The organism is Pseudomonas sp. S31, assembly GCF_016648105.1.
Lineage (GTDB): Bacteria > Pseudomonadota > Gammaproteobacteria > Pseudomonadales > Pseudomonadaceae > Aquipseudomonas.
Window position 1 is genome coordinate 142,503 of sequence record NZ_JACVVE010000005.1, and the last position, 24,609, is coordinate 167,111.

18 protein-coding genes are annotated in these 24,609 nt (G+C 53.3%); 8 read left to right on the plus strand and 10 right to left on the minus strand.

What is annotated here, in order from left to right; all coding sequences use genetic code 11:
• The first annotated feature begins 486 nt into the window (after positions 1-486).
• The gene (gene ykgO, locus IAE37_RS06200) at positions 487-627 is read left to right on the plus strand and encodes a type B 50S ribosomal protein L36 (RefSeq protein ID WP_117139605.1); all 141 of its coding nucleotides are present in this window, start codon (positions 487-489) and stop codon (positions 625-627) included.
• 516 nt (positions 628-1,143) lie between these two features.
• Here ykgO and IAE37_RS06205 read toward each other — a convergent pair.
• The 3 genes from IAE37_RS06205 to IAE37_RS06215 all read right to left on the minus strand — a co-directional run bounded on the left by IAE37_RS06205 (position 1,144) and on the right by IAE37_RS06215 (position 4,735).
• Positions 1,144-1,980, minus strand: a complete 837-nt coding sequence (locus IAE37_RS06205) for an ABC transporter ATP-binding protein (protein WP_201171012.1) — start codon at positions 1,978-1,980, stop codon at positions 1,144-1,146.
• On the minus strand, positions 1,977-3,560 hold the full coding sequence (locus IAE37_RS06210; protein WP_201171014.1) for an ABC transporter permease: 1,584 nt from the start codon (positions 3,558-3,560) through the stop codon (positions 1,977-1,979). Before IAE37_RS06210 ends, IAE37_RS06205 begins: the two co-directional genes overlap by 4 nt.
• A 131-nt stretch (positions 3,561-3,691) precedes the next feature.
• Entirely contained in the window at positions 3,692-4,735 is a 1,044-nt protein-coding gene (locus IAE37_RS06215; RefSeq protein ID WP_201171016.1) for a LysR family transcriptional regulator, read from the minus strand.
• Between IAE37_RS06215 and IAE37_RS06220 the strand changes: the two genes are divergently transcribed.
• Together IAE37_RS06220 and IAE37_RS06225 are read left to right on the plus strand one after the other, a co-directional pair.
• Positions 4,706-6,994: a TonB-dependent receptor gene (locus IAE37_RS06220; RefSeq protein ID WP_201171018.1), complete on the plus strand. Its 2,289-nt coding sequence runs from the start codon at positions 4,706-4,708 to the stop codon at positions 6,992-6,994. The two genes, IAE37_RS06215 and IAE37_RS06220, sit on opposite strands and share 30 nt — an antisense overlap.
• Before the next feature lie 17 nt (positions 6,995-7,011).
• Positions 7,012-8,079 (plus strand): ABC transporter substrate-binding protein, encoded by a 1,068-nt coding sequence (locus IAE37_RS06225; RefSeq protein ID WP_201171033.1) that lies wholly within the window; start codon positions 7,012-7,014, stop codon positions 8,077-8,079.
• Positions 8,080-8,112: 33 nt separating this feature from the next.
• Here IAE37_RS06225 and IAE37_RS06230 read toward each other — a convergent pair whose 3' ends face one another.
• Complete coding sequence (locus tag IAE37_RS06230) at positions 8,113-8,976, minus strand: formylglycine-generating enzyme family protein (RefSeq protein ID WP_201171036.1); 864 nt, start codon at positions 8,974-8,976, stop codon at positions 8,113-8,115.
• Between the two features lie 180 nt (positions 8,977-9,156).
• On the opposite strand from IAE37_RS06230, the gene IAE37_RS06235 reads away from it, so the two are divergent.
• The 5 genes from IAE37_RS06235 to IAE37_RS06255 all read left to right on the plus strand — a co-directional run bounded on the left by IAE37_RS06235 (position 9,157) and on the right by IAE37_RS06255 (position 15,231).
• A complete protein-coding gene (locus tag IAE37_RS06235; RefSeq protein WP_201171039.1) occupies positions 9,157-10,593 on the plus strand; it encodes a sulfatase-like hydrolase/transferase in 1,437 nt (478 codons plus the stop codon).
• A gap of 53 nt (positions 10,594-10,646) precedes the next feature.
• Positions 10,647-11,108, plus strand: coding sequence for a MarR family winged helix-turn-helix transcriptional regulator (locus IAE37_RS06240; protein WP_157973387.1), 462 nt, complete (start codon positions 10,647-10,649; stop codon positions 11,106-11,108).
• Between the two features lie 109 nt (positions 11,109-11,217).
• Positions 11,218-12,459, plus strand: coding sequence for an OprD family outer membrane porin (locus IAE37_RS06245; RefSeq protein WP_201171041.1), 1,242 nt, complete (start codon positions 11,218-11,220; stop codon positions 12,457-12,459).
• A gap of 1,484 nt (positions 12,460-13,943) precedes the next feature.
• Positions 13,944-14,795: a hypothetical protein gene (locus IAE37_RS06250; RefSeq protein WP_201171043.1), complete on the plus strand. Its 852-nt coding sequence runs from the start codon at positions 13,944-13,946 to the stop codon at positions 14,793-14,795.
• 73 nt (positions 14,796-14,868) lie between these two features.
• Positions 14,869-15,231, plus strand: a complete 363-nt coding sequence (locus IAE37_RS06255; RefSeq protein WP_117139596.1) for a histone-like nucleoid-structuring protein, MvaT/MvaU family — start codon at positions 14,869-14,871, stop codon at positions 15,229-15,231.
• Positions 15,232-15,372: 141 nt separating this feature from the next.
• On the opposite strand, the gene IAE37_RS06260 is transcribed toward IAE37_RS06255, so the two are convergent.
• The 6 genes from IAE37_RS06260 to IAE37_RS06285 all read right to left on the minus strand — a co-directional run bounded on the left by IAE37_RS06260 (position 15,373) and on the right by IAE37_RS06285 (position 24,501).
• Positions 15,373-17,550 carry a DEAD/DEAH box helicase gene (locus tag IAE37_RS06260; RefSeq protein WP_328822702.1) on the minus strand — a complete coding sequence of 726 codons (2,178 nt, stop codon included), beginning with the start codon at positions 17,548-17,550 and terminating at the stop codon, positions 15,373-15,375.
• Positions 17,551-17,593: 43 nt separating this feature from the next.
• Entirely contained in the window at positions 17,594-18,889 is a 1,296-nt protein-coding gene (locus IAE37_RS06265; protein ID WP_201171045.1) for an ATP-binding protein, read from the minus strand.
• On the minus strand, positions 18,886-21,309 hold the full coding sequence (locus IAE37_RS06270; protein WP_201171046.1) for a tellurite resistance TerB family protein: 2,424 nt from the start codon (positions 21,307-21,309) through the stop codon (positions 18,886-18,888). Before IAE37_RS06270 ends, IAE37_RS06265 begins: the two co-directional genes overlap by 4 nt.
• Before the next feature lie 497 nt (positions 21,310-21,806).
• The gene (locus IAE37_RS06275) at positions 21,807-21,992 is read right to left on the minus strand and encodes a hypothetical protein (protein ID WP_201171047.1); all 186 of its coding nucleotides are present in this window, start codon (positions 21,990-21,992) and stop codon (positions 21,807-21,809) included.
• A 167-nt stretch (positions 21,993-22,159) separates the two neighbouring features.
• Entirely contained in the window at positions 22,160-23,341 is a 1,182-nt protein-coding gene (locus tag IAE37_RS06280; RefSeq protein WP_201171049.1) for an NAD(P)/FAD-dependent oxidoreductase, read from the minus strand.
• Positions 23,342-23,586: 245 nt separating this feature from the next.
• Complete coding sequence (locus IAE37_RS06285; protein ID WP_201171052.1) at positions 23,587-24,501, minus strand: LysR substrate-binding domain-containing protein; 915 nt, start codon at positions 24,499-24,501, stop codon at positions 23,587-23,589.
• Positions 24,502-24,609: the final 108 nt, after the last annotated feature.

Genomic DNA, 24,609 nt, shown 5'->3' on the forward strand with positions numbered 1-24,609 from the left:
GAGCGCTTCAGAGTTGTTCGTCCTTGTCAGTTTCGGTGAAAAAAAATCATCCAGTGCGGAAGTCGCGCATGGTAGGCAATGTGATGATATAACGTCCATTATTGAAATATCTTGTTACGTTCCCGCTCAAGCCATGCGTTTCGTAATTGGGGCGGTTCGCATTTTTCATCCCAAGGCAGCAGTTGATCACCGCCTGTCGCTTGGGGTACGCATTATGATGCCGCTGAAGGAAACCCAAGATCTGGGGCTCTCATCGAGAACCTCCTAGGGGTCGCTAGGCAGCTGTGCAGGCGTGTTCCGTGAGTGTCTGCGCCGGGCAATACTTGTACATCCGTGAGCAGTCGGCTGTTTCGGGAACTGAGTCTTCGTTGCATGACAAGTCGCTTGGCCTGTAGTAATCAGAACCGATTAGGGGGATGAGGGTGAGGCTTGTAGTCGAGAATGATTCGCGTTAACATAATGTTATCACATAACAGGAGTGGCGCCATGCAAGTTCTTTCATCGCTCAAACAGGCCAAAAATCGCCATCGTGACTGCCAGATCGTGAAGCGTCGAGGCAGGATTTACGTGATCTGTAAATCCAACCCGCGGTTTAAGGCTAGGCAAGGTGGTGTGAAGAAAAAATAAATTCTTGAAAAATGTCGAGCCTCGTTTTTGTAGGCTGACAACCGCGCTCGCTGTTAGCTTCGAGCGCGGTTGTCGGTCAACTGCAGTGTGCTGCGGCTCCATCAGCTGGGCGGCGGGTGATCAGTTTCTGATGTGATCTGTTTTAGTGGTGACGCGCTTAACCGACAAAGCTCAGAGAGCAGGTTAGCCGCGAGTATCGGAAAGCCGTTGCAGTAGAAATCTCCGGTCGTAAAACCCCGCACGGCAAAGGTCGTCAGGCCCTGGCCACCAAAGTTAGCTCGACCAACCCCACCCGCTAGTACAGAGATTCTTGCAGTGGTGTTGCACCTATGTCCTGCGCTACGTTTTAGCGTGGAGCTTCGCCCTAAATCATCCTCTTGGTGACGCCCTGATCGCGCTCGACGGATCGAGTATCCCGTCCCGATAGAGCCCCTAGACACGTAGCAATCATCTTTTTAATAGACGGTTTAGGTCGCATCTCTACGAGGACACCCTTAGAAAGTTATTTGGTGGCGGCTAGAGGGCGATGGCGCTCGGCGATAGGCTTTCGAGTCGACGAGTTTCGGCTGCGTACGCCTCATCGCCTGTCATCGTGTACAGCAGCTCCTTCTGTAATCGATGAAATTCAAATGAAGTGCGCTCTCTTGGGTGTGCTTCACAAACCTTTATCACCTTCTGAATCCTTCCCGGGCGAGGGGCCAGTAGAATAATCCTGTCGGCGATATAGATAGCTTCCTCTATATCATGGGTCACCAGAATGGTGGTAATTCGAGACTCCGCTCTGATCCTAAGAAGTTCTTGCTGCATTTGCGTGCGAGTATTGGCGTCTAGGGCACCAAATGGTTCATCCAATAGCAAGATGCGCGGACTGCTCACAAGTCCTCGTGCGATGGATACGCGCTGAGCCATCCCCCCCGAGAGCTGGTGGGGATAGCTGTCTGCGAATCCATCCAGCCCAACTAGCCTCACATGATCAGCAATTTTCGACTGTCGTTCTTGTGTACTCAGTTGCTCATTCAGCAGTCCCAACTCGATGTTCTTGGCTACAGTTAGCCATGGAAACAAGCGGTGCTCTTGAAAAACCATGCCTCGCTCTTGCTCGATGCCCTTAACCGGGCGGCCTTTAACGCAGATTGACCCTTCGTAGTCAGTATCCAGTCCAACGAGCATCCTCAAAAGCGTAGACTTACCGCAGCCACTTGATCCTAAGAGAGCAATCGACTCACCTTCAGCGATGTCCAGCGTGAAGTCATCAAGCGCTAACAGATCACCTTGGATGGTCTTGAATTTTTTTCTGACATTTTTGAAAGAAACAATAGCCGTTTCGCACGCAGCATTGAGTGATGAATTCATTTAAATCTCCAGCGCGATACTAGCTTCTCAATTTTCATGCCTAGCTTATGAATTGCGGCACCCGTTAATCCGATTAAGATCATTGCTGCCATGACATCGTCCATTCGGAATAGCTGTTGTGCGGCAATCATGTAACTTCCTATTCCAGAGGTCGTGGTAATAAAGTACTCCGCGCCGATAGTGGCAAGCCATGCATAAATCAAAGATACCCGGAGTCCGCTGAATATGCTGGATAATGCACCTGGAAGAATGAGCTTGGTCATTCTATGCCACAAACCCAGCCGCAGAACGCGAGCAGCCTCATTCAAGTCCATAGACAGGTTCGCGATTCCAGTCTGAGTGGCTACATAGAGAGGAGAGAAGCACGCGAGTGCTATGAAAGCAATTTTTGATGTATTTCCTAGGCCGAACCACGCGGTAATTAAAGGAATCCATGCGAAAATTGCGACGTGACGGATAACCGAGAGCGTTGGGCCGCAGGCATGTTCTACTACCTGCTTCATGCCCAATAAAACCCCAACGATAATTCCGAAGCTACCACCAACGGTTAGGCCAATTAGCGAGAAGCGCAAGCTCTGAGCAAGCGATGTGGCCATACTCCCCTCGGTAAGCCCATGCCACAAGGTGATAAAAACCTTGTTGGGGTGGATAATGATGTTAGAGTTGACTGCACCTGCAGCCGACACGGCGTACCATGCTGTTAGCATTAAAACAGGAATAATCCAAGGCTCTAAATTTTCAATACCAATCAGTGGTCGCCGTTTTAACTCTAGCGCACTCGGTTGAGGCCAGTGTATGCAATGGTGATCAATCCAACGGATTCCACGATCCATTACTATACCGATCACTGCGACTACGCAGATACATACCAGCACAATGTCCAGCATAAACAATTGGCGGCCCCACACCATGAGGTAGCCCAAGCCGTCGCTTGAGGCTAGTAGCTCTACTGCAAGCAGTGACGACCATGCGGTGCCAAGGGCCGTCTTGCATCCTGCGAGGACGGAGGGCGCCATCGCCGGAATGATGAGATACGTTAGTCTTGCCCACGGCGATAGGCGAAGGACTGCTGCCGCCTCTTGGAGTCGTGAAGGGATGTCCCGCACTCCCATAGCGGTATGGAATGTCATGGGCACAATCACCGCCTTCATGACGACGACTATTTTGAGCGTCTCTTCGATGCCGAACCACAGCATGAAAAGTGGAATCCACGCCAGCGTTGGCACTTGGGCCAGTGCTGAAAACGTGGGGAGAAACAAGCGTTCTGCTCGTTCACTCAGACCTATCAATGTACCCAGAAGTACACCCACCAAGAGGCCAGAGGTCAGGCCTAAAACCAGTCTACGAAGACTGATCAAAATGCTGGCCACCAGGTCTTGTTGTGCAAGATCCAGTGCTGAACTCCAAACCACGGACGGTGAAGGTAGAACCTGGCTGTTCAACCAATCGTAATGTGATGCCAGGTGCCAGAGTATTACTATGGCTAGCGGTAGTATCAAGGGGGACAACGAGTGCGTGCATGCCCCGAATTTGAACAACCTGCTTCGAATGGGTTGGTCTTGCGGTATTGAAATAGACATCTTTGCTGCCTGTCTGACTAGGCGGGCGACTGAGAAGTCGGGCCGAGAAGGTGATCGAACACTGTATGGCGCGATGCTCTGGTGCTCAATTGCCTTCAGCGCATGTTGATATGCACGGCTTGCATAAGTCTTCAGTGCGGAACTTGGTCGTAATCTTGCAATAGTTGTATGAATGTCTGTCTGAGAGGAGTCGTCATTGTTCCCTTCAGTGAAATAATTCCATTTAAGATATTTCTGTCCTGCTGCGCCCCCTGGAAATCACTAGGCTCGATAACCCGGAGTAATCTTTTTTTAATATTATCTTCTATCATAGGGAGCAGGGCTGAGCAGCCAATGGTGTGTGAGTTTAGACTGATATCCATAATGGAGTAGCCGTTCTCGCAAAGTAAGCTCGGTATGTAGTCCGGCTCCGATAGGTAGCTGGACAGTAACTCCCTAACGCCAAGCGTACAGCCAATTGGATATTTTAAGATGTTGTATCTGTTTGGCGTTTCTTTGAATACTGGATGTTCAGCGTGAGCGTATAAGCACCACTTTCTTGGCGCGAGAGGAACTATTTGGTGGTTCTTGTCATCTTCAAAATAAAGTGTATTGCTTATGAAAAAGTCTATTTCGCCGCGGTTAAGTTTTAAGCTCAGTTCATTCCATTTGTCTACAACAAATCGAGTTTTGGCATGTGGGTGGTTCTGCAAAAGTTTTGCGATTGCTTTAGGTACTATTGAGGCAGCCGCTACTGGGCCGCAACCGAAATTCAAAACGGATTGAGCATTGCTGTTAAAGGCAGCAATCCTAAATGTCAGTTCGTCTGATTTTCTTAGAATCTCATTGGCGTAATCCAGCAGAACTTTGCCTTGCTGGGTAGGTGGAAGCCCTTTCTTTTCTCGGTGAACAAGTTCACAACCCACTTGATGCTCTAAAGCCTGGATGCTTCGGCTGAACGCGGGCTGTGACAAATTAACAGAATGGGCTGCAAGCACAAAGCTTCGGTGATTAATTAACGCAACGAAATGCCGCAAGTTTCTCAGTTCGAAATGCATCGTGTGCATACCCCTATAAGCCATACGCATTTGCGCGGGAATTGCTCGAATTTTAACCTCAAATAACAAATATTCACAACGACCATCTTTTTTATTCCCTGGGGATATATGTATATGCAGCATCGGTTTAAGTGTCATCTGCTTTACTGGTCGGTCGCACTGGCTTACACATGGCCAGGTGCTCCTGTGTACGCGGACGATCTACCGATTTCAAAGCCAGAGGAAAGAGATGACTCCATGCTGTCCACGGTGGTGGTGAACGCACGGCGCCGTGAGGAGGCGGCTCAAGACGTGCCTGCCCCGATGACGACGCTGACCGGCGAGCATCTTCAGGACAATCGTGTGTCTGCGATACAGGACATTCAGCAACTGGCTCCTAGCGTCAACATGCCATTTTGGCACGCAGCGCAGAGCAGTCTGTCCATTCGTGGTATTGGCAACAACCCGAGGAACGACGGACTGGAAGGTAGCGCAGCCGTCTACATCGATAACGTGTATCTCAGTCGAACAGGCATGGCCGCTTTCGACCTGCTGGATATCGAACAGGTGGAAGTCCTGCGGGGAGCGCAAGGTACGCTGTTTGGCAAAAACAGCACGGCGGGCGTTGTGAACATCCGCACCAAGGCCCCGACCTTCTATCCCGAGAACCATCTCAGTGTGTCCACGGGCCAATATGGATTGAAGGAGTATCGAGGAAGCTTCTCGGGGCCACTCACAGATGCTGTTGCTGGTCGCATTTCCCTTAGTCGCAGCGAGACCGATGGTTTCATCAAAAACGTCCACGACGGAGATTACCAAGGCCGCACCCGGCAGGGCATTCGAGGGCAATTGCTGTTTGAGCCTGACGATGACTTCAGCTTGAGGCTGATCGCTGAGTACAACGATGAAGACCTCGACCTCACTCGTTCATTTTTGAGTTTTGGGCCACTGGCGAGCACCCGGGCACGATACGCCAGGGTAGGTGCGCAAGACCCCATCACCGACCCTAAGAAGCTAAAAGTCAATACGGACGGTAGAAACGGGAGCAAGGTATATCAGAATGCTCTCTCGGCTGAAGCCAACTGGAAGCTTGACGGAGGCTACTCTCTGACTTCTATCAGTGCTTGGCGGTTGTGGCAGTTCGATCCCTACAACGACGACCTTACCACCGCACCGGTATGGACGAACATGGGAGCGTCCGTCAATGCATCGCAGTTCTCCCAGGAAATCAGGCTCGCCTCGCCAAAGGACGACACGTTCGAATACGTCGTAGGTGCTTACTATCTCAAGGGTAACGTCGGAAACAATTTGTTTTACAACTACGGCCCTCAAGCAGATGCCTGGTTTGGGCTACCTGCCGGGGCGCTGAGTAATGTCAGTTCTAAAATGCCTTCGAAGGTGTCCACGGACACCTACGCCGTATTTAGCCAGGGAACTTGGCACTTGAATCCCCAGTGGGACTTGACGCTTGGATTACGAGGTACCTATGAAGAAAAGACGGGGAGGGTCAAACGTTATGAGCCCACCGGCGATTCGGTAACCGGTGCTGCGCTGGCTGCGAGGAATGCACGATTAGGGGCTTACGACTCCGGAAATCTGAAGATCTCGGGCAGCAGTCCATCTGTGATGGCATCGATAAGCTACAAGTTTAACCCGGATCTGATGGTTTACAGCAGCCTCACGCATGGCGAGAAATCAGGGGGCATCAACCCTTCAGTACCTGGCAACGGCGCCTCTTCACTGCTAATCGGCCCTGAGCGTGCCAACGATGCGGAGCTAGGCTTCAAAAGCACGCTTTGGGGTGGGCGAGTGAGCTTCAACGCCAATCTCTTCTGGTCATGGATCACTGGTTACCAAGCGACTGCTTGGGATCCTGAGGCCAACACCAGCTATTTGAGTAACGTAGGCAGCATGCGAAGCAGGGGCATCGAGTTCGAGACCACCGTCATGCCAATCAAAGGCTTGACGCTCAATGCCAATGGTTCGTTTATCGATGCCATTTACATGGACTACCAGGACGGCCAGTGCCCGCCGGAAACGCCAGGTACTACCTGCAACCTGACTGGCAAGCGTGTATCCGGATCCCCCCGTCAGATATTCAACGCCAATGCTCGATACCAGTGGGCGCTCGACTCCGGTATCAGGCCCTATCTGAATGCCTCGTATTCATACAGGGCGAAAAGCTTCGGTACCGGCGACGATTCAGATTATGGCGTGATCCCGTCCTATAGCCTGACCAACCTATCCGGAGGTGTTCGTATTGATGACGGGGGCGCTCAATGGGATGTCTCGCTGTGGGTGCGAAACGTGTTCGACAAGTTCTACTACACCAGCGTGGCGACTGGGGCAGGCAATATCTTTGCGGGTACGATAGGTGATCCTCGCACCGTCGGTGCCACCGTGTCTTACGATTTTTGAAAAGTAGTGAATCGACGATGAAAAAGTATGTGTTGAAATCAAGAAAGCTTATGGTCGCAAGCCTACTCATCCTGTTGAGCGGCTGGCTCTCTCCCGTAGCGTCTGCTGCGCCACCACCAACGGTCATTAGGCTCGCGGCTCCGGACAACGGTCTCGGGGGTAAAGAGCACTTCAACGGTGGTGTCGCGGATGTGCTTGTCTGGCGACAATTGTTGGAGAAGGAGTTTCAGGAGGATGGCATCAAGGTGGAATGGCAATTTTTCAAAGCTGCCGGCCCAGCGATCAATGAGGCCTTGGCAAACAAGCAGGTTGATTTTGCTTTCTACGGTGACCTTCCTGCGATCATTGGTAAAGCAAACGGGTTGGATATCACTCTCCTAGCGGCGACTGGCCGCCAAGGGAATGCTTATCTAGGGGTACGGCAAGGACTTGATGTTAAGTCATTGCAAGACTTGAAAGGCAAGACACTTGCGGTTTTTCGAGGCACCATCTTCCACCTGTCTCTGGTGAATGCTTTGGCATCCGTGGGGATGACCGAGCGTGACCTGCGAGTCGTCAACATGGATCTTGCCGCGTCCACTGCAGCACTCTCCACCGGTCGGGTTGATGCTGTATGGGGTTCAAGCAATTTGTACGAACTGCAGGACAAAGGGCTTGCCTACGTTGCGCTGTCCAGTGGAGATCTCGGTGGAGTAGGGGGCGTACAAAGCGTTCTGGTTGGGAGCAAAGAATTCTTGGCCAGCTATCCCGATATCACTCGACGCTTGCTGAGAGTCTTCGCTGGTGCTTACGACTGGATCAGCGTTCCATCGAACCGCCAAGTCTACCTGAGCGAGGCTGCACGTCGATCCGGGTTTACGCAGGAACAGGTTGATCGCGCAATGGGCACGCTGAGCTTTGGGGATATTCTTCAACCAGATCTGGATGCGCCATTCATGGAATCGTTAGATAAGCAGGTATCGCTTGCCAAAGAAATGCGCTTGATCAGGAAGTCGTTCAATGCCGCAGATTGGGCTGACACAAGACCACTACTCGAGGCCAAAGCGCTGCCGAGCGCTGACATCGTCAAGGCGATATCTCAATAGGGGGTAGAGGGGCCCCGAAGGGGGCCCTATCTATCAGCTGACCACGCACCTGAAACCAATATGACTTGTGGGGCTATCGATTGACTGCGGGTGTCGCGCTGCGGGTCGATACCTCTTGCAGTAATTAGGTGCGCACAGATGCGATCCGCCTTTGAGTACTTTCCTGGGCACCGGCGCAGGGTCGAATGGGTCAAGGCTTCTCCGTTTTAGCACTTCCTCTGTCGAGCAGCATGATCGCATGGGCTGGGCGGTGGGAATGTTCCACCAGTCACTCGTCCACTCCCATACATTCCCAATCATATCGACCAGGCCATAGCCGTTAGTGGGGAAACTGCCAACAGGCGATGTTCTCAGCCAACCATCGGTCAATTCATTTTCATGAGGGAAGGCGCCTTGCCAAAAGTTCGCCATCATCGCGCCGCCTGGGGCTAGCTCCCCCCCCCAAGCGTACTCAGCGTCGGCCAAGCCACCTCGTGCCGCAAACTCCCACTGGTCTTCCGTCGGCAGGGTCTTCCCAGCCCACGTTGCATAGGCAAGCGCATCATCATAAGCGATGTGTACGACTGGGTGGTCGAGCAGGTCATCAATGCTACTTCCGATACCCAATGGCGCCTTCCAGCATGCACCGGGGCTGTACTCCCACCATGTGTCCGAGTTCGCAGTAGGTTGAACAAAAACAGCTGAACCCGCGCCCGGGTTTGAGTCACATGCATCGGTCGGGTTTTTCTCGGCAAGGGTGACAAAACCGGTGGCGGCCACAAACGCTTCGAAATCCCGATTTGTGACTGGACTGCGATCGATCCAGAACGCGGCCACTGTTCTTTCCTGCCGAGGGGCCTCTTCGGGGTAGAAACTGTCGCTGCCTTTCAGGAATCGGCCTGCTGGAATAAAGCGCATTCCCTCCGTCGACCCACGAGGAATGGATAACTCATCGCTTAGCGTCATATCGAATAACCTCAATCTAAACAGTTATTTGCACATACATATGCATCTGCATATATTTCTAACATAGCGGAATGGCCGTCGCGGGTGAAGCCCTAACAGCGCCGTATTCATAGTCACCTACCTGAGGTAAGCATGAGCGAAGTAAAGGACGCCCCTACATCCAAACGACCCAACGTGGTCATCATCATTGCGGACGATATGGGTTACGGAGATCTGTCTTGCTACGGCAGCAAGCTTGTAGAAACCAAGCACATCGATAGCATCGCTAAAAAAGGCGTAAGGTTGACCGCCGGATACGCCTCCGCTCCGCTTTGCAGCCCCTCGCGCGCGGGCTTGATTACCGGGCGTTACCAGCAGCGCTTTGGGTTCGAGCAGCAGGTTTCATCTGGAGCGTTCCCTGAGCGGCACCCTGTTCGAAATGCTGATGGTTCACTTGCGGAACTGCAGGGTGAGGCGGAGTTTTTGCGGCGAGGAATCCCTAAGTCGGAAAAAAACATCGCCGAGCTCTTCAAGGCAGCTGGCTATAAAACCGGTGCGATCGGGAAGTGGCACCTGGGACACGGAGCAGAATTCCTCCCGCAGAATCGCGGTTTTGATCACTCGGTAGTGTTTTACGGCAATACCAGCCTGCAATCTACAAATCCTGATGATCCAGACATGTTCAGCCTCAAGGTCGACTTTCACGACGAAATACCGGACACCGCCTGGACACGGGAGGGGCTGAATGAAATTCGCGAAAACGGCGAAATTATCGATATCGACCAGTACCTATTGTTCTACTTTCGAGACCGGGCAGAGCAGTACATCAACGAGAACAAGGATGAACCCTTCCTCCTATATTTCGCGATGAATTCGCCGGTACCTCCGCTTCAGGTACCTCGCCGCTACTTCGATTCATTGAAGGAAACGATCCCTAACATCGCCGTGCGTGGCTACAACGCCCTCTTGCTCGCGCAGGATGACGCCGTAGGGGCGATTTTGGAAACGCTTCGAAGAAATGGGCTTGAGGACGACACCATCGTGGTGTTTGTGAGTGACAATGGCACGGCCACGAGCCGCCCGGGCAGCAATGCTCCTTTCTCTGGGGGCAAGTTCTCTACGTGGGAAGGGGGCATTCGCATGCCATACGTCATGCAGTGGCCAGGCCAGATTCCAGCTGGCCTCATTTTCTCTAAACCAGCTTCTACATTGGACATTTTGCCGACGGTAGCAGCTGTGTGCGGAGTTTCGACTGAAAGCTCGCAGCCTCTCGATGGCGTAGATTTGTTGCCGTATTTCAAAGGTAATGTCGAGGATGCGCCCCACGAGGCCCTTTTCTGGAAGCTTGATGGCTATTCTGCAGTAAGGGTTGGTAAGTGGAAGCTCTATCTTGAGACGCTCGAAGAGGTCGCGATGTTGTTCGACCTCGAAGCAGATCCCCAGGAGCTGAACGACCAATCAGCAGAGCAGCCTGAGGTTTTCGAGGCCCTCAAAGCGCGCTATGAGGCATGGGAAGCCAGTTTGCCGCCCAGAGCTTGGACAAACTATTACGGGGGTTTCCGTCGCAAGATCGGTTTACAGGGGCGTTGAGTTATGAAGGCTAACACACTATAAAGGCTAGTTTGACCGATATGAGTCTGACAATGACTGCTAACCATGAAATCCTCAATGAGCTGCAAGGCCTCAATCTTGCTGAGTTCTTGCCACACCGGTTGGCTGTCTTGTCCAGGCTCGCGCAATCGCTCCTTGCCTCCGAGCTTGCCCAATTCGACATGTCTATCTCTCACTGGCGAATTTTCCTTTGCTTAGCGAAGAACGGGCCGTCAACTGTCAATGGAATCGCGGATTTCACCAAGATTTCTCAGTCTGCGTTGAGTCGCGCTATTTCAAAACTTGATGAGCGTGGATTCGTTTGCAAAACTAAGAATCCGGAGGATCGCAGGCTGGCCGCGATATCTATCACAGAAGAAGGGTTGCGTCAGCTGAACTTAGCGATCGCGACTATCACCGCGACTTGGGATTCTTTGCTCGTCGAGCGGGGCGTTAATAAAGGTGCTTTTCTCGATACGGTCAACGACATAATTGTTCGCCTTGGTGGCGACTAGATCGGGAACTATAGTAAGCACTTAATTTTTTAATCTTGCCGCTGGCCGATAGGTCGGTGGCTTTCGTTCGCCCGGAATTTGTTTGGCGAGCGGCATCGTTGGAACTCACATGTACCGTACCTTCCAATCTTTAACACGTTGCCTGCTTGTGTTTCCTTTATTTGCGCAAGCTGCATCTGCCGATACGTTCGATGACAGTAATCTAGTGTTGGACTTTAGAAATTTCTACATGAATCGAAATTTCGTAAATGATAAGGCGCCAATATCAAAACAGTATAGCTGGTCGCAAGGTGTGCTCGGAAAATTCTCATCGGGATACACTGACACTCCCGTTTCGCTTGGGTTTGACCTCAATGCTCAGTATGCACTTCGCCTTGACTCTTCGGGGAATGATGGCTCATTACCGTTTGGCAATGATTCAAAGAAGACCACGCCGAGTTATGGTAGGGCCGGTGCGACGCTCAAACTTAGGTACAATCAGACTGATGCTTGGATAGGTGATCAGCAGCCCAATTATCCAATAATGGGTAGTGAGACATCTCGACAATTGCCGTCAGTGGCGCAAGGTGCTGTGGTACAGAACCGCGACCTGGAAGGTCTGACACTCACTGGAGGGCGCTTCTGGTCTCAAGTAACCCGAGAGTCCTCAGAGCACGCAGAACTATATTTGATGAATCAAAGCAAAGGAAGTGCGAGTGATGATGGGCTGGATTTTTTCGGCGCTGACTACGATGTAAGCCAAAATTTTAGACTCAGCCACTGGCAATCTGTTTTGCATGATATTTATAAACAGCGTTATGTGGGGGTTCAGACCCGGACACACTTTGGTGAGGGGACGGTGCTGGGCTTTGACGTCCGACTCAACGATTTTCGCGCGGATGGAGATCGTCGAGGTGGGGATATCGATAATAGGAACTATGGTGTCGGGCTAAGCCTTACCCAGGGAAACCATCTGATTGGGGCAACGTATCAGAGGATGTTGGGACAAACGGGATACCCTTTACTCAGCGGTAACACAGATGTCACTGCTTTGGTAGGGTGGTCTTCACTCGGCTTCATCCGACCCAATGAGCACTCTTGGTCAATTCGTCATGTCTACAATATGGCTGGAATTGGCCTGCCTGGAGGTCGGTTTTTTACCCGCTTTAGCAAGGGCACGCAGATTGATCGCGGAGCTGGCTTAGCGAGGGACAAAGAGACGGAAACTGATTTTATTGCTGATTATGTATTTCAGACGGGGGCCTTGAAGAACCTAGCGATACAGCTTCGCTACATACCGATCAGACAAAAGTATGGATCGGATGTTGATACTATTCGCTTTAATGTCAATTATTCCTGGCATGTTTTTTGATGGAGCCCGGCTTGATACGCTCTCTGAGGCAGCAGGAGTTGAACACACTTTTGACCCAAGGCCATTGAAATCTCTGTCTACCACAGGATGGCGAGCGACATCTATCGGCTGTTGACGTGCCTAAGATCCTGGTTTAGATGCTCCAGCCTTAATGACCGCACGACCGATGCGAACTCGTTGGGTATTTCCATTGTGACTGCCAGGGCGTCAGCGTCGGGGCAGGATCATCGTAAAGGACACCTTCGAGCCTCACCGTTGCGGCACTGAATCGAGTATCGAACTAAAGACGGTCTGCTAATTGTCTCGCAACATTTTGATCACTTTGGAAGAGCCGGTCAGGGGGACGGCCCGCTAGGGGTGTTGCCTGCTGTATTTTTGTGGCCAGATAGGATGACTTCGACCCGGAGTTATACGCCCTTAGGCTTCTGGATAGCGACAGCCTGAAGATCTCAGCAAATCGCTTACTGTGCCCCGGGAGATGGCGCACTCTCCGTGGGGCCTTTTCAGCCCGATTTTCTCACTTATATGCGACATTACGGTCAAAAAAACGACGGCTTTAACCTTCACCCCCTATAAAAAATTTTTGCGGGACGGAGTTGTTATATTTGAAGGCAAACAAAAAAGCAGCGTCCTTCGATGCATCGTTTTTTCCCCAGAGAGAGATGCGATTTCTGACGCCTTTGCTGTTGCTGTTGCTGCTGCTCTGCTTCGAATCGTGTTGAACTGACCTTCTCCATGCCCTCCGGTGGGGGCATCGGGGAGTCGCCCTTTTGGCCGAAGGCCACTGCTTTGATTTTGCGTTCAAAAATTTTCTTTGAGTCACAAAAAATGAGTGAAGCTCACTGATACCTAATGGGGACAGCTACGTCCGGCGTATGTATGCCTAGGAATGTGATGGCTGACATTAAAGATTGGTAGCTCATGCGACACATTCTGCTGGGGGCGAGTGGGGTTCTGAGCTGTGCAGTTTCAAACCATCGATGAGTGCCAGGCTGCTCAGCGTTGACGCGGATGCATGCTCAGCAGATTCGTTGAGAGAGAGGTCGTCTGTTGACTAGGTGTGGGCCGTCTGGTGCAGCGATGGCGGCCCTGATTACATTCGTTGTCGAGTAGATACTAAGCCTTACGCCGACTGCTACAACTCCTCGGGCGCTACAAAGGATCAGTGATGTACGTCGAAAAGAGCTTCACTCCTCAGCAGCTATTCGAGATGGTCTGGGCGCGACCGGTTTTGATAGTCGCCAAGGAAATTGGCGTATCTGATGTAGGCCTGCCGCAAGGCCGGAATTACATTACCTGCCCGCGGCCACTGGGCTAAGCCAGAGTCGAAAAGGCCCCGGCGCCCAAAAGCGCCAGTCTCCACTATACCCATCACGTTCCATGTTCTGGATCTCCCAAAATCAGAGAAACCTAAGCCTGAGAGCCCAGTCAAAGACCTCGGCACGTTAATCGTTCCAACGGAATTGGTAGACCCGCATCCGTTGGTGAGCAAATGGCTCGCTGCAGCGAAGAAAGCCAAGGAGCTCAACGGCGCGCTAGTAGTAGAGAAGTCGCGGGTTTTGAGTTCCCACATTTCTTCGACGGAAATTGTCCGGTGCGCGATTCTGTACGACAGCCTGATCAGTGCGAGTGAGGCCGTGGGCTACACGTGGGGTGTAAATGACAATGGAAGCTTCGTACGCCTGGACGGTGAGGATTTACTGATCACGATACAAGAGTGGATTAAACGATACGATATCCCTCCGCGGCCCCCCAAGCCTTTCAAGCCTGGTCAGAGGTGGGAGCCTGATTTCACATCTATGAGAGCAGCCCGCTTTGGCTGGGAACCTACTGGCGTGCTATCCCTCATCGTGGACGCACGATCAGAGGTTTTGATCCGAAAAACTTGGACGGACAGTAAGACCGGTAAGCTTGAATCGAAGCTTGGTCAGATATTGACAGGACTTGTTCGAATTGCTGCCTCTGTGAAAATCCGAAGGTCATCTGACGAAACCAATCGGCGTCGTTGGGCCGAAGAGGAGCATGTAAGGAAAGAGAAGATTGATCAGCAGCGTCGTCAGGAAAAGCTGCGTCAAAATTTAATGAAAAACCTGGGAAATTGGGAGCGAGCTCAGCGACTGCGTGCGTTTATTCAGGCGACGATTGATGCGTCACCGCAGGACGTAGCATCTCAAATGGCACTGGCTATTTGGGTTAGCTGGGCTACGCAACAAATCGAGCTGCTCGATCCTCTAAAAGTAGATATTCAGAAGGTTGTCGACTTGTCTGTGGATTTGCCAAATTCTGAATATGGTTACTGGAGCAGTGGCAAAAAGCCCGAGGATTGGTGGCCCTGATTTTCATTTGGATTTGAACTTAAACTGCGTTAAGATTCTCTACAGATCACTCATCACATTTTGGAGTATTTACATGTCCCGTTTGGCGGAATTCAGACAGCTCGAGCAAAAACTCGCCGCACAATTGGCCGAATTGGAGGCCATGAAAGGTAGCAGCGAGCTTCAGAACGAGATCGAGTTTGAAACCAAATTGCGCGATTTGCTTGCAAAGTATGGTTACAGTCTGAGAGATATCATCAACCTGCTGGATCCGCAGGCTGGTCGCCGTGCTGCCCCGGTAGCTGCAGAGAAGGCTCCTCGCCGTGCCCGTCAGGTCAAGCAGTACAAAAACCCGCATAACGGGGAAATCATCGAAACAAAAGGCGGCAACCACAAGCTTCTGAAAGAGTGGAAAGCTGAATACGGTTCTGACGAAGTCGAAAGCTGGGTGTCGTAATTTGTCGCGTGCACCGGCGGTAAGCTAGAAACGGCCTTATGGCCGTTTTTGGTTCGTGCCAGTTCTTATTTGAGAGCTTGGCGCAGTCATGATTGACAAGCGCCCATCACTTTGTCCTCTACTGAACGGGCCCAAGCTTCCTCACTCATTCTCACTAATTTTTCGAGCTATTTTCACCGCACCTTGCAGGTCTAGGTGACTTGAGGCAAACGACCTCATCAGAAGCGGTCGAGGAAGAGCCCAGTCCCATTTCTCTCGGATCATGTTTTCCACGTTCTCGAGAATGGGCTCCAGATTAGAGACATCTAGCTGAGCGACGGTACGCAATGCTTTCAGTGAATCCTCCGCACCAAATGCGATGTCCAGAAAAAGTCCCGAGTTCTCACACTGGATGCCCACATGCCTCAGCAGCAAAGCCAAGGCATCATTGGTGTAGTCGCCTTGCCAAGTCACAAGATGGCTGGCGCTAGCCGATCCCACGATCGACTTTTCCCCGAGCCCGAGGGCATGAAATGATTGCCGCGCTTCCTGGAGCAACGATTGAGCCTGCTTGTCCAAGAAAGGGCAGGGTGCTGTTTCCAAAAGAACACTCCGCATCTCCATTCGAACGCGGTCATGTATCTGAGCGCCCAAGCCGTCAAATTGGGGTGGCTCGCCGCCGCGCGTTGGGGTGACCACGATGACTTTGGCTTCAAGATCTACATCCTGAACCTGCCAGCGTCGGCCACCAAAGATGATTCTCTGCCCCTTGGAGAGTGGCCGGCTAACGGGCAGAGATCCCAGTGGCTTGCCATCTCTGAGCAGTCGGAACTCCTCATCGCTGGTAAAGGCGGTGTAGAACTCATAGTGATTGATCAGACGCTCCCCCAGCGCACCTGGCAGGAGCAGACCAGAACTGTCCTGGACAATCAGCTCCTTCTCACCCATGCCTTTGAGCAGCAACATCAGATCGCCCTTCGTTACGCTCGCGAAGCTGCCGCTGGCAATGAGATCGTTCCACAGTTGGGCAGCGCTGGCGCCGCCCATTTGGGCAATGGTCGACAGGCATTGCTGAACGAGCGTGGAAGCATGCATTCCCTGCGAACGAGGGGGCTCAAACCAACCGGCCACCAGCAAGCGAATCATGGCAACGGTTTGCACCAACCCTTCACGCAGTTGATCGGAAAGGTCGGACTGATCCGTGAGCAGGCGCTCCCGGCAGTAGCCTCTCAGGATGGCAGGCTCGCCTGCGCGCCGTCCCGATCTTCCTAGCCTTTGTCGCAGGCTAGCTACGGAGGGAGGGCATCCCACTTGGGCAACAGTCCTGATGTTTCCGATATCAATGCCGAGCTCAAGCGTCGTCGTGCAGATAGCTGAAGCGGGTGGATCGCCGGCTTTCAGGGCACGCTCAGCATCTTCTCGCAGCTCTTTTGAGAGGCTGCCATGGTGTGGCCAGAACTCGCTGGGAACGCCATCGTTTTCGCACAGCGACCGCAGCCGATCTGCAAACCACTCCACCTCTTGGCGCCGGTTAGGGAAGATAAGGTTGTTGTGCCCGCGTAAAACCTTGTAGAGGTGCCCGGCGATCGCAACTTTGGAGCCTGACTCTTCGGTCTCCTCGCCTACTGCAGCGTCCTCAGAGGATTCTCGCTTACCATGGTCGGCAACCACCTGCTGCATTGGACGCTCGATGTAGCCGCGTACCTGAACTTGCAGCTCCTGGCCTGTCGAAGTCGAGTTGATGACGGTGATCTGCTCAGGGTTGTTCGGCCTTAGAAACACCTGAGCCAGAGACATCTCACCCAAGGTGGCAGATAGGCCCACACGTGGAAGCTGCCTGCCAACGACTGTCTCCACGCGCTGCATCAAAGACTGCAATTGCTTTCCACGCTCGCTGCCAATGAACGCGTGAAGCTCATCCACGACGATGTAACGTAGGTTTTGAAAAACACCTGGCAAGCTTGAGCCTCGGTTCACGAAGAGTGCTTCAAGCGACTCAGGTGTGATCAGCAGAATGCCTTCAGGTGATTTGAGAAAGCGTTGTTTCTTGCTTGCGGACACGTCCCCATGCCACGCGACGACTGGAATCTCCAGTCGTTCGCACAGTCTGCTCAGCCTGTCCCATTGATCGTTGATCAAGGCTTTCAGGGGGCTGATGTAGAGCACCGCGCCTGCGGTGCTCGTATCGTTCAAGAGGTTGCTCAGGACGGGGAGGAAAGCGGCCTCGGTTTTACCTGCAGCAGTCGAGGCCGCGATGATGACGTCCTGGTCGGCGCCAATTAGGGCCGGCACCGCCCACTCCTGCGCATCGCGTAGCGACGTCCAGCCCTGCGACCAGATCCATTGCTGAACCTCAGGGTGCAGACGCTCGAATGATGAAGAATCAGAGCTTGAAACTGGCGAGCTCATCATCGGCCTCGACTTCTAGATCCTGCTGGGCTCCTTCATCCTTGGCCAACTCCACAGCGCCGACCAGCGACCGCCAATCTGCTCCAGGGTTTTGCTCGATCACCGCAAGTAAGCTGATGAACGCTGTGATCGTAGTCCTCGGCGTGCGGAAATAAGCCTCCCCCAGTCGCTGATTGCAGTGAGCCATGAAGGCTGGGATCGCTTCATCCGGCAGCAGGAATTTCTCAGGTTCACCGTAGGCGTACACGTGCCTGAGCTTTTGCAGCAGCACGAAGAAATCTTCGGGTGTCAGGCTGCTCAGTCGAATGACCGGGCCAGACAAGTCAACCAGGCCAGACTTGGCAAAGGTGTTTTCTGCCAGACGGGACTGGAGCGCAGGGTAGCTGTACAAGCCGCGGCGAGTGTCCATCAAGAATTCTGGTGTGCCGCCTAAGACAAAGCCGAGACCTTCTGCAGAACCCTGCAACGAGTCATTCAGAATGCGCAGGATCTGTTCGTAGTTGGCGTTACGGGCTTGGGTGTTCGCAAGCTTGTAGAGGTTGACCAACTCGTCGAGGCAGACCATCAAACCGCCAAAGCCTGCCAACCGCACAAAGCGCGCAAGCAGTTTCAACTGGTCGTAAACCGATGCGTCATCGACGATCGTGCGCACACCAAGTGCAGCTCGCGCATCTGTCTTGGTGGAGAATTCGCCACGCAGCCAGCGGATGGCATCTGCTTTCAGCTGCTCATTTCCCTCTTCGAAACCACGGCAGTAAGCTGCGATGACCTCGGCAAAGTCGTAGCCATTAACCATCTCAGTGAGCTCTGCCAGGTACTCACGAATGACGGCTTCGCTTTCCACACCCTTGGCTTTGGCTTCAGACTTGGCCTGGGAAATGAATTTTTCGACGATGCCCTGGAGTGCACCACCATCGGGTTTCGTTCTTGTGGCCATGTTCTTGGCCAGCTCAGAATACAGCGACCGAGCTTGCCCACCGGAGGCATGGAGTCGACGATCCGGGTTCAGATCAGCATGCATGGTGACTAGCTTGCGCTCCATGGCGATACCGCGCACCAGGTTCAGGAAGAAGGTCTTACCTGCACCGTACTCACCCACGACCACACGGAAGGCCGAACCACCATCGGCCAAGCGATCAACATCCTTGAGCAGCGAGTCGAGCTCGCCGGCCCGGCCCACCTGAATCAAATGCTGGCCAACGCGAGGTACAACGCCTGCACGTAGTGACTGGATGACCGCGTCGCGATCCTTGGCACGTATCTTACTCATAGGGCTAATTCGTCCAGAATTTCGGGATTGATTTCGATCGGGTCGTCACCTTCGGTTACCGGCATGTCGAAGAGCTCGAAGGCGGTGTCGTTAATCCGTTCTAATGCGCCATCCAGCATGAGCTCCATGTCGCTCGCAGCGTCCTCAAGCTCGGCACGACTCCATTCGGTTCGTGAAACCAATAGACGTAAGAAGGCTGAGTGCTCCACGTCCAGGCCATGAACGGTGGCAAGCTGCTCCGCAGCGCTTTCTTCCGCTTCTTGAGTGACTTCAGGCGGGTGGGCATTACTAGTTTCAGCGGTGACCTCGTCGCTGAATACGCTGGCGAGCAGCGCTGATACTTCAGCCGTCTCCTGCTGCAGGCGAGCGACTTTGTCCATGTCCAGGACAAAGCCTGCGTCGGATGTCTGTGCCGGCTTGTTAGCTATCGTTGGGCTTGCCGTCCCTGTCACTGTATCCACCTGACGAGCAGGCAGTACCGCAGCACTGTGCAAATCGCTGTAGACGAACTGCGGATCCAGCGACAATGACTTGTAAACTCGCTCAAGCAGCTTCACTTCTTGCGGCGTGACCTCGCCGTCTGCCTGGGCCAGGTGGGCCAGGAAGCTCGCAATTTTTCGCTTAGCCTCTGCAGTCAAAGGCTCCAGCTTCTTCTTGAGGCTGGCCAGGGTAGGGGGCTGTTTCAGCTGAATTTGCAGGTGGGCTTTCAAGCGCTTGCGGTGGGCCACACAGAGGTGATCCCACGAGTCGATGTGCCCAGACAGTAAGCTCACTTCTTCAAGAGAGGTGTCACCATCTGCCGCAGCGACAGCGCTGGCCAGATCCAGGGTCACAGCTGCGGCGTTGTAGGCGTCCGATGAGCGAAGAGAGCCTTCCTCCGAGTCAGCGGCGAACAGAGCGATGGTGTCTTCAGCTTTAGGTGTGCGGCTACCGGAGAGCACATCGGGCTCCAAGCCAATGCGCTTGCTCTCCAGTGCCCGGGCCAGCGCGATCACCTTGTCACGTGAAAGCGCGCCGGCGGATTTGAATCGCCCGGCCAACTCCCCGAAGCTCATGCAAATACTTTCACCGCCCACACGATGCGCAAGCTGATCGAGCTCAGTTTGAGCCTCCGCAGGCCAGAGTTCAGTGGGTAGCTGAAGGATGGCTTCAAGCGAGCCCGCTGCATCCGGGTTGCGCCCCAAGTACCGACTATAAGGGTCGAGCACGTTCGTGCAGTCTTCAACGATGACCTGCAGCTTGTTTCGGGTGCCAGAGGTAGCACTCACGTCCGGTAAGTCACCCACGGATTCAGCCGGAATGTTCAGTGTGGCGGAGGCTGGGCGATAGGCCGTTTTGAGCTTGGTTTTGTTCTGAGCCAGCACGATCCCGTTGGGGTAGAGCTTTGCGAACTCGTTTTTGAAGAGTGCTGCAAACTGCTCCGGGCAACGAGTCACAGGTGTGCGTCTGGAGATGTTCGGCTCTGACTGCGCCCAAGCCAATGCCCAGCTTGGGTTCAGTGGGAATTTGTCCACGGCCATCTGACCCAGAGCGACGCGAAGTGACATCGGCAGTTCATAACCGTCGGCGCTCATCGTGGGCGGCTCGCTCAAATAGCTCTGAGCCTGGAGCGAGCCTGAGTCGAGATGAGCGAGGAAGCGTGTTGCGTAGCCGCGGAAGGAGGAGTTGCCGCCGTAGAGATCTATCAGACGCCTCACTTCGGCTTTGATCGCAGGCAGTTCAGCCTTCGCCTGTGGGTCGGTTGGCGCATCAATCAGCGCACGCCGTTCAAGCCCATAGAAGAACAGGAATACGTAGCCAGCATCGGCTGGCTGACGACGCCCGCCGGCCAGCCATTGCAGATAGGCCCGACGTGCCTCTGGCGTGATGCTCTTGTAGCTAGGCCAGTAGGGCATTTGCCGATCGGTGAGGCTCATAGGGGATCGTGCAACTCGAAGGGTTGCATCAATCAAAGAGGGCTCGGAATGACCGAATTGGGTTGCGCGTTCGGTGATGTAGAGCATACCGCCTGGTATGGCGAGACCTGCGACGTTGAAGGATTCGCCTTCGGCGAGCCAACGCACCCCAATCGGCTGCGGGGGCTTGGGAATGGTGAAGCCCTGATTGGATGGAGTGCCTACTTGAACTGTATGGAATTCAGGTTCGCTCGCGCGCGAGCTTGCTGCGCTGAACTGGGCGGGAACACTAGGTGAGTTTGCTTGCAGGGTAGCTGTGGCAATTTCAGCCATGAGCTCATCCTCTGCGTCATTGGGATTGTCGCGGGAAGGGCGTCTGATCGCCCATATCAACACCCCTATGCCCAGGATGACTCCGAGTGCAATCCATACCTGCTTCGGAATCTGCGCCAATAGGGCGACAACGAATAACAAGGCGTACAGAGCGATCGGCCCGCCGCCGCTCCCTTTTCGCTTCCGTGGCATACGAGTGTTCCATGAGGTGGGTAATGGCCAAATGACATTCTTACGGATTTTTTTTGGCCGGCCAAGCCTATTAGACGAAGGGAAGGGTTTTCTCCGAGGCCGCGTTCAACAGCTTCACGAGATTTCGAATGCGGTGGCACACCGGCTTCTGTATACAGCGTTACCCGCCGCCTACGTATGGCTATCTCAGTTCACTAAGCTAAGAATTCAGGGCGCTTGAGGTCGCTGATGTGCGTCAGATTTCCGCTTGGAGGTGTGTGTGAAGCAGGTCACCACGAGCGATATGTGAAAGGGTTCAAAAGTGAGCAGGCTTCGCGCCCATGCCTCCACCTAAACCCTTTGGGCAAGATCTATTGGCCCTACATCCTTGGTAACGTGGCAGTCAGAGGCATACAGAGGACGATGATTAATTACATTGATACCTTAACAAAACGGCCTTAAGTCCCGTTCAGGGCTGATCCATGAAAAAGGCGTTACAGGACTATCCAGTAGTATCCTTACTGCTGTTCGGATGGTTGATCTTCCTCTCTGCTAAGCTGCGCACGGAGCCTCAGCTTTTCTGCAACCTCGAATATTTTGTCTGCGGGGTCGGGTCGAGTAGAAATGTAGCCGTTCTCGGCGAGTATTCGAAATGCTTCTTCGACGACTCGCTCTTTAGGATTGCGCTCGATAAACGTGCTCATAGCTGCTTTCTCTTTAAGGTACTGCTCTCGATAACGACAGCATCACATGCAGGACAGGTTCAGTCACTGCGTTCTGCGGCTGGTCGCTCAAGCAATCTTACTCCGGTTACCATTTGTCGGATGCGTTTTTGAGAGCTGGTATCTTGTGTCATTAGAGCTTGTTCAACCTACTGGGCAGCAGGGAAATGGATCGTCTCGATGGGCTTGAAGTCGGTACTTGTCTTGCCCATCAGTCGATTCGGTTCGAAGCCTTTTAGTAAGGGCGACCGCTCACCATCAATCAACTCCTCAGCAGAGAGCTTTCCCAGCACTGGTGCCAGGGTCATACCGCTATGTGTTGCGATCACATACAGGCGCTCGTGACTTGATATATAGCCCACGACTGGCAAGCCATCAGCCGGACGTGCGCGTTGCCCCACAAGCAGACGCTCAAGGCGAACCTCCTGCGTGTTATGGAAGACACGGCCCAATCGAGCCAGCAACTCTCGTCCCACATCGCCGTCTAGTTCGTAAATTGTGCCCGGATCCGCAGCATGGTCAAGGTCAGGAGCCTGCAGCAGCAATCTTCCACCTCCATCCGGGCGTATGTTGAGTTCCGGGGTGATGAGGTTTGAGCGCAACTGGATTTGGGCCGGTGTGGTGTATCCCAAGAAACTACATCCGATCTTCCCAGGCTGGTCGGCATCGATCATTGCGATCTGAACGTTGGCCTTGGCTAGCACTGGTGCAGTCCATCGTCCGACTGCACACACAATGAAGTTTCCCTCCCAATTACCTCGTTGATTGATCGTCAGCGTTACTCCTCCGGCATGCTCTGCGATATCTGTAATTTGATGATGTTCGAGAATCTTCACGTCAAGGCGCACCAGCTCGCTACGCAAGAATGCGAGAAAAATTGACGGAGAAAGGACTGCCTCGGTTGGAAAGCTCCACACATCAATCCCATCCGCAGGTGCTACCAGCTCTGGAATGAGGCGCTTGATCTCATCGATCCGGAGTAACTGAACAGGGTATCCCTTGCTCTGCAAGGAAAGTACTCGAGCATTCAACCGCTTGGTACGCTCGCTATCCGTTGCCCACTCTAGCGTCCCGCTTTCGTCGAACCAGGGCGCGCGATCAGTGTTCTGCTTCTGAAGGCGCTGATGCTCCCGCATGCCTTCCACGTTCAAATGGTGGTAACCCAAAGGGGACTTCCCGTTTGAGTTGATCCACGCGTAGGTGGTCGAACTGGTTCCGCCTCCCACTGACCCAGCCTCAAAGAGCGTTACGTCAGCACCTTTGAGCGCAAGCTCGCGGGCAGTCGATAGACCAATGACGCCGGCACCAATCACACCAATTTTCAATTTCATATCTCTCCCTTGGACGTGATATGCCTAAGCAGGGTAACTACTTTCCCGTGAGGACTCACATTGGGTGTGAGGAAGTAGCCAGCTTCATCCTCACCACACCCGGAAAGTGCCCGAGCTACTAGCGTATTCAAGCCTACTGACTGGGCACCCTGAGACAACCGTACGAACTACTAGGTCTAAAAGTACTGCTTATAGGATAAGCAGGATTTACCAACGGTAATGGAGGTTGCCCAGCGGGGGGAGGGTTACGCTCCTAGATGACTGTGCACCATATCCAAGTCTTTCTTCAGCTGAATTCTCAGGTTGGAAATGAGCTTCTTCGAATTCTCTCCCAGCGGCATTCCGGGGCGGAAAAGCAGCAAACTGCTGAATTTGACGTCGATCCCGAACCGCCTTACCTCCAGGCCTCGATCCAGATAATCGACCACGGAAATGGGGCTCACAAAACCGACCCCCACTCCCCGAAGCGCTAACTCACAAATGGCGTGGCCATAGGGCGTTTCGATCCGAACGTTGAGTGCAACGTTAGCCGCTTGCAGTGCGTCCTCCAGACGCAGCCGGCTGCTATCTTCCGGATTAAGGGCTAGAAAATCATGGTCTGCCAGGTCAGTCGGATCGATCACGGTCTTGTGTGCCAATGGATGTCCCTTCGGCATCACAATCACCCCTGGCACGTCGAGAAACGCGGAGTGCTCCAGTCCCATCACTGGCATCTCGTCAGCCATCAGCCCGAAATCGCACTGCCCGGACGATACCTCCTGATGAACCTCGCGACTGCTGAGTACCTTCAGGGAGACGCGGAGGTTTCGAGTCGCTAGATCGAAGCTGGCCAGCGCACGAGGCATGAATGCGCTGCCTAGTGCAGGATGCGCAGCAACCGTAAGTCGATCCGTGCCGTAATTTCGCAAGCTCTTCATCCGGTGCTCGATTGCCTCCATGCCTACGAAAAGTCTGTCGACATCGACCATCAGGGCTTGGGCTTCTTGGGTTGGTACTAGACGCCCACGGATGCGATGGAACAGCGCAAATCCAGCATTGCTTTCCAGCTTACGAATGGCCTGGCTGACTGCTGGCTGGGAAACGCCCAGCATGCTGGCGGCTTTGCTAGTGCTGCCAGCATTCATGACAACCCTGAAGGCCTCGATTTCGCGGAGATTCATCGGAAGCTATAACCTTTGCTTATTGGCTTAATAATTCAAAATATAGCCACACCGTTATTCCTGTCGCAAGATGTGATCCACCAATATTGACATCGCAGGGCGCGTTGA

Excerpts from the sequence above, each read along its gene's own strand:
- IAE37_RS06245 (WP_201171041.1), top strand. The coding sequence starts at position 11,218 with ATGTACCGTACCTTCCAATCTTTAACACGTTGCCTGCTTGTGTTTCCT.
- IAE37_RS06265 (WP_201171045.1), bottom strand. The coding sequence starts at position 18,889 with ATGAGTAAGATACGTGCCAAGGATCGCGACGCGGTCATCCAGTCACTA.
- IAE37_RS06235 (WP_201171039.1), top strand. The coding sequence starts at position 9,157 with ATGAGCGAAGTAAAGGACGCCCCTACATCCAAACGACCCAACGTGGTC.
- ykgO (WP_117139605.1), top strand. The coding sequence starts at position 487 with ATGCAAGTTCTTTCATCGCTCAAACAGGCCAAAAATCGCCATCGTGAC.
- IAE37_RS06225 (WP_201171033.1), top strand. The coding sequence starts at position 7,012 with ATGAAAAAGTATGTGTTGAAATCAAGAAAGCTTATGGTCGCAAGCCTA.
- IAE37_RS06240 (WP_157973387.1), top strand. The coding sequence starts at position 10,647 with ATGACTGCTAACCATGAAATCCTCAATGAGCTGCAAGGCCTCAATCTT.
- IAE37_RS06205 (WP_201171012.1), bottom strand. The coding sequence starts at position 1,980 with ATGAATTCATCACTCAATGCTGCGTGCGAAACGGCTATTGTTTCTTTC.
- IAE37_RS06230 (WP_201171036.1), bottom strand. The coding sequence starts at position 8,976 with ATGCGCTTTATTCCAGCAGGCCGATTCCTGAAAGGCAGCGACAGTTTC.
- IAE37_RS06255 (WP_117139596.1), top strand. The coding sequence starts at position 14,869 with ATGTCCCGTTTGGCGGAATTCAGACAGCTCGAGCAAAAACTCGCCGCA.
- IAE37_RS06280 (WP_201171049.1), bottom strand. The coding sequence starts at position 23,341 with ATGAAATTGAAAATTGGTGTGATTGGTGCCGGCGTCATTGGTCTATCG.
- IAE37_RS06210 (WP_201171014.1), bottom strand. The coding sequence starts at position 3,560 with ATGTCTATTTCAATACCGCAAGACCAACCCATTCGAAGCAGGTTGTTC.
- IAE37_RS06275 (WP_201171047.1), bottom strand. The coding sequence starts at position 21,992 with ATGAGCACGTTTATCGAGCGCAATCCTAAAGAGCGAGTCGTCGAAGAA.
- IAE37_RS06285 (WP_201171052.1), bottom strand. The coding sequence starts at position 24,501 with ATGAATCTCCGCGAAATCGAGGCCTTCAGGGTTGTCATGAATGCTGGC.
- IAE37_RS06215 (WP_201171016.1), bottom strand. The coding sequence starts at position 4,735 with ATGACACTTAAACCGATGCTGCATATACATATATCCCCAGGGAATAAA.
- IAE37_RS06220 (WP_201171018.1), top strand. The coding sequence starts at position 4,706 with ATGTATATGCAGCATCGGTTTAAGTGTCATCTGCTTTACTGGTCGGTC.
- IAE37_RS06270 (WP_201171046.1), bottom strand. The coding sequence starts at position 21,309 with ATGCCACGGAAGCGAAAAGGGAGCGGCGGCGGGCCGATCGCTCTGTAC.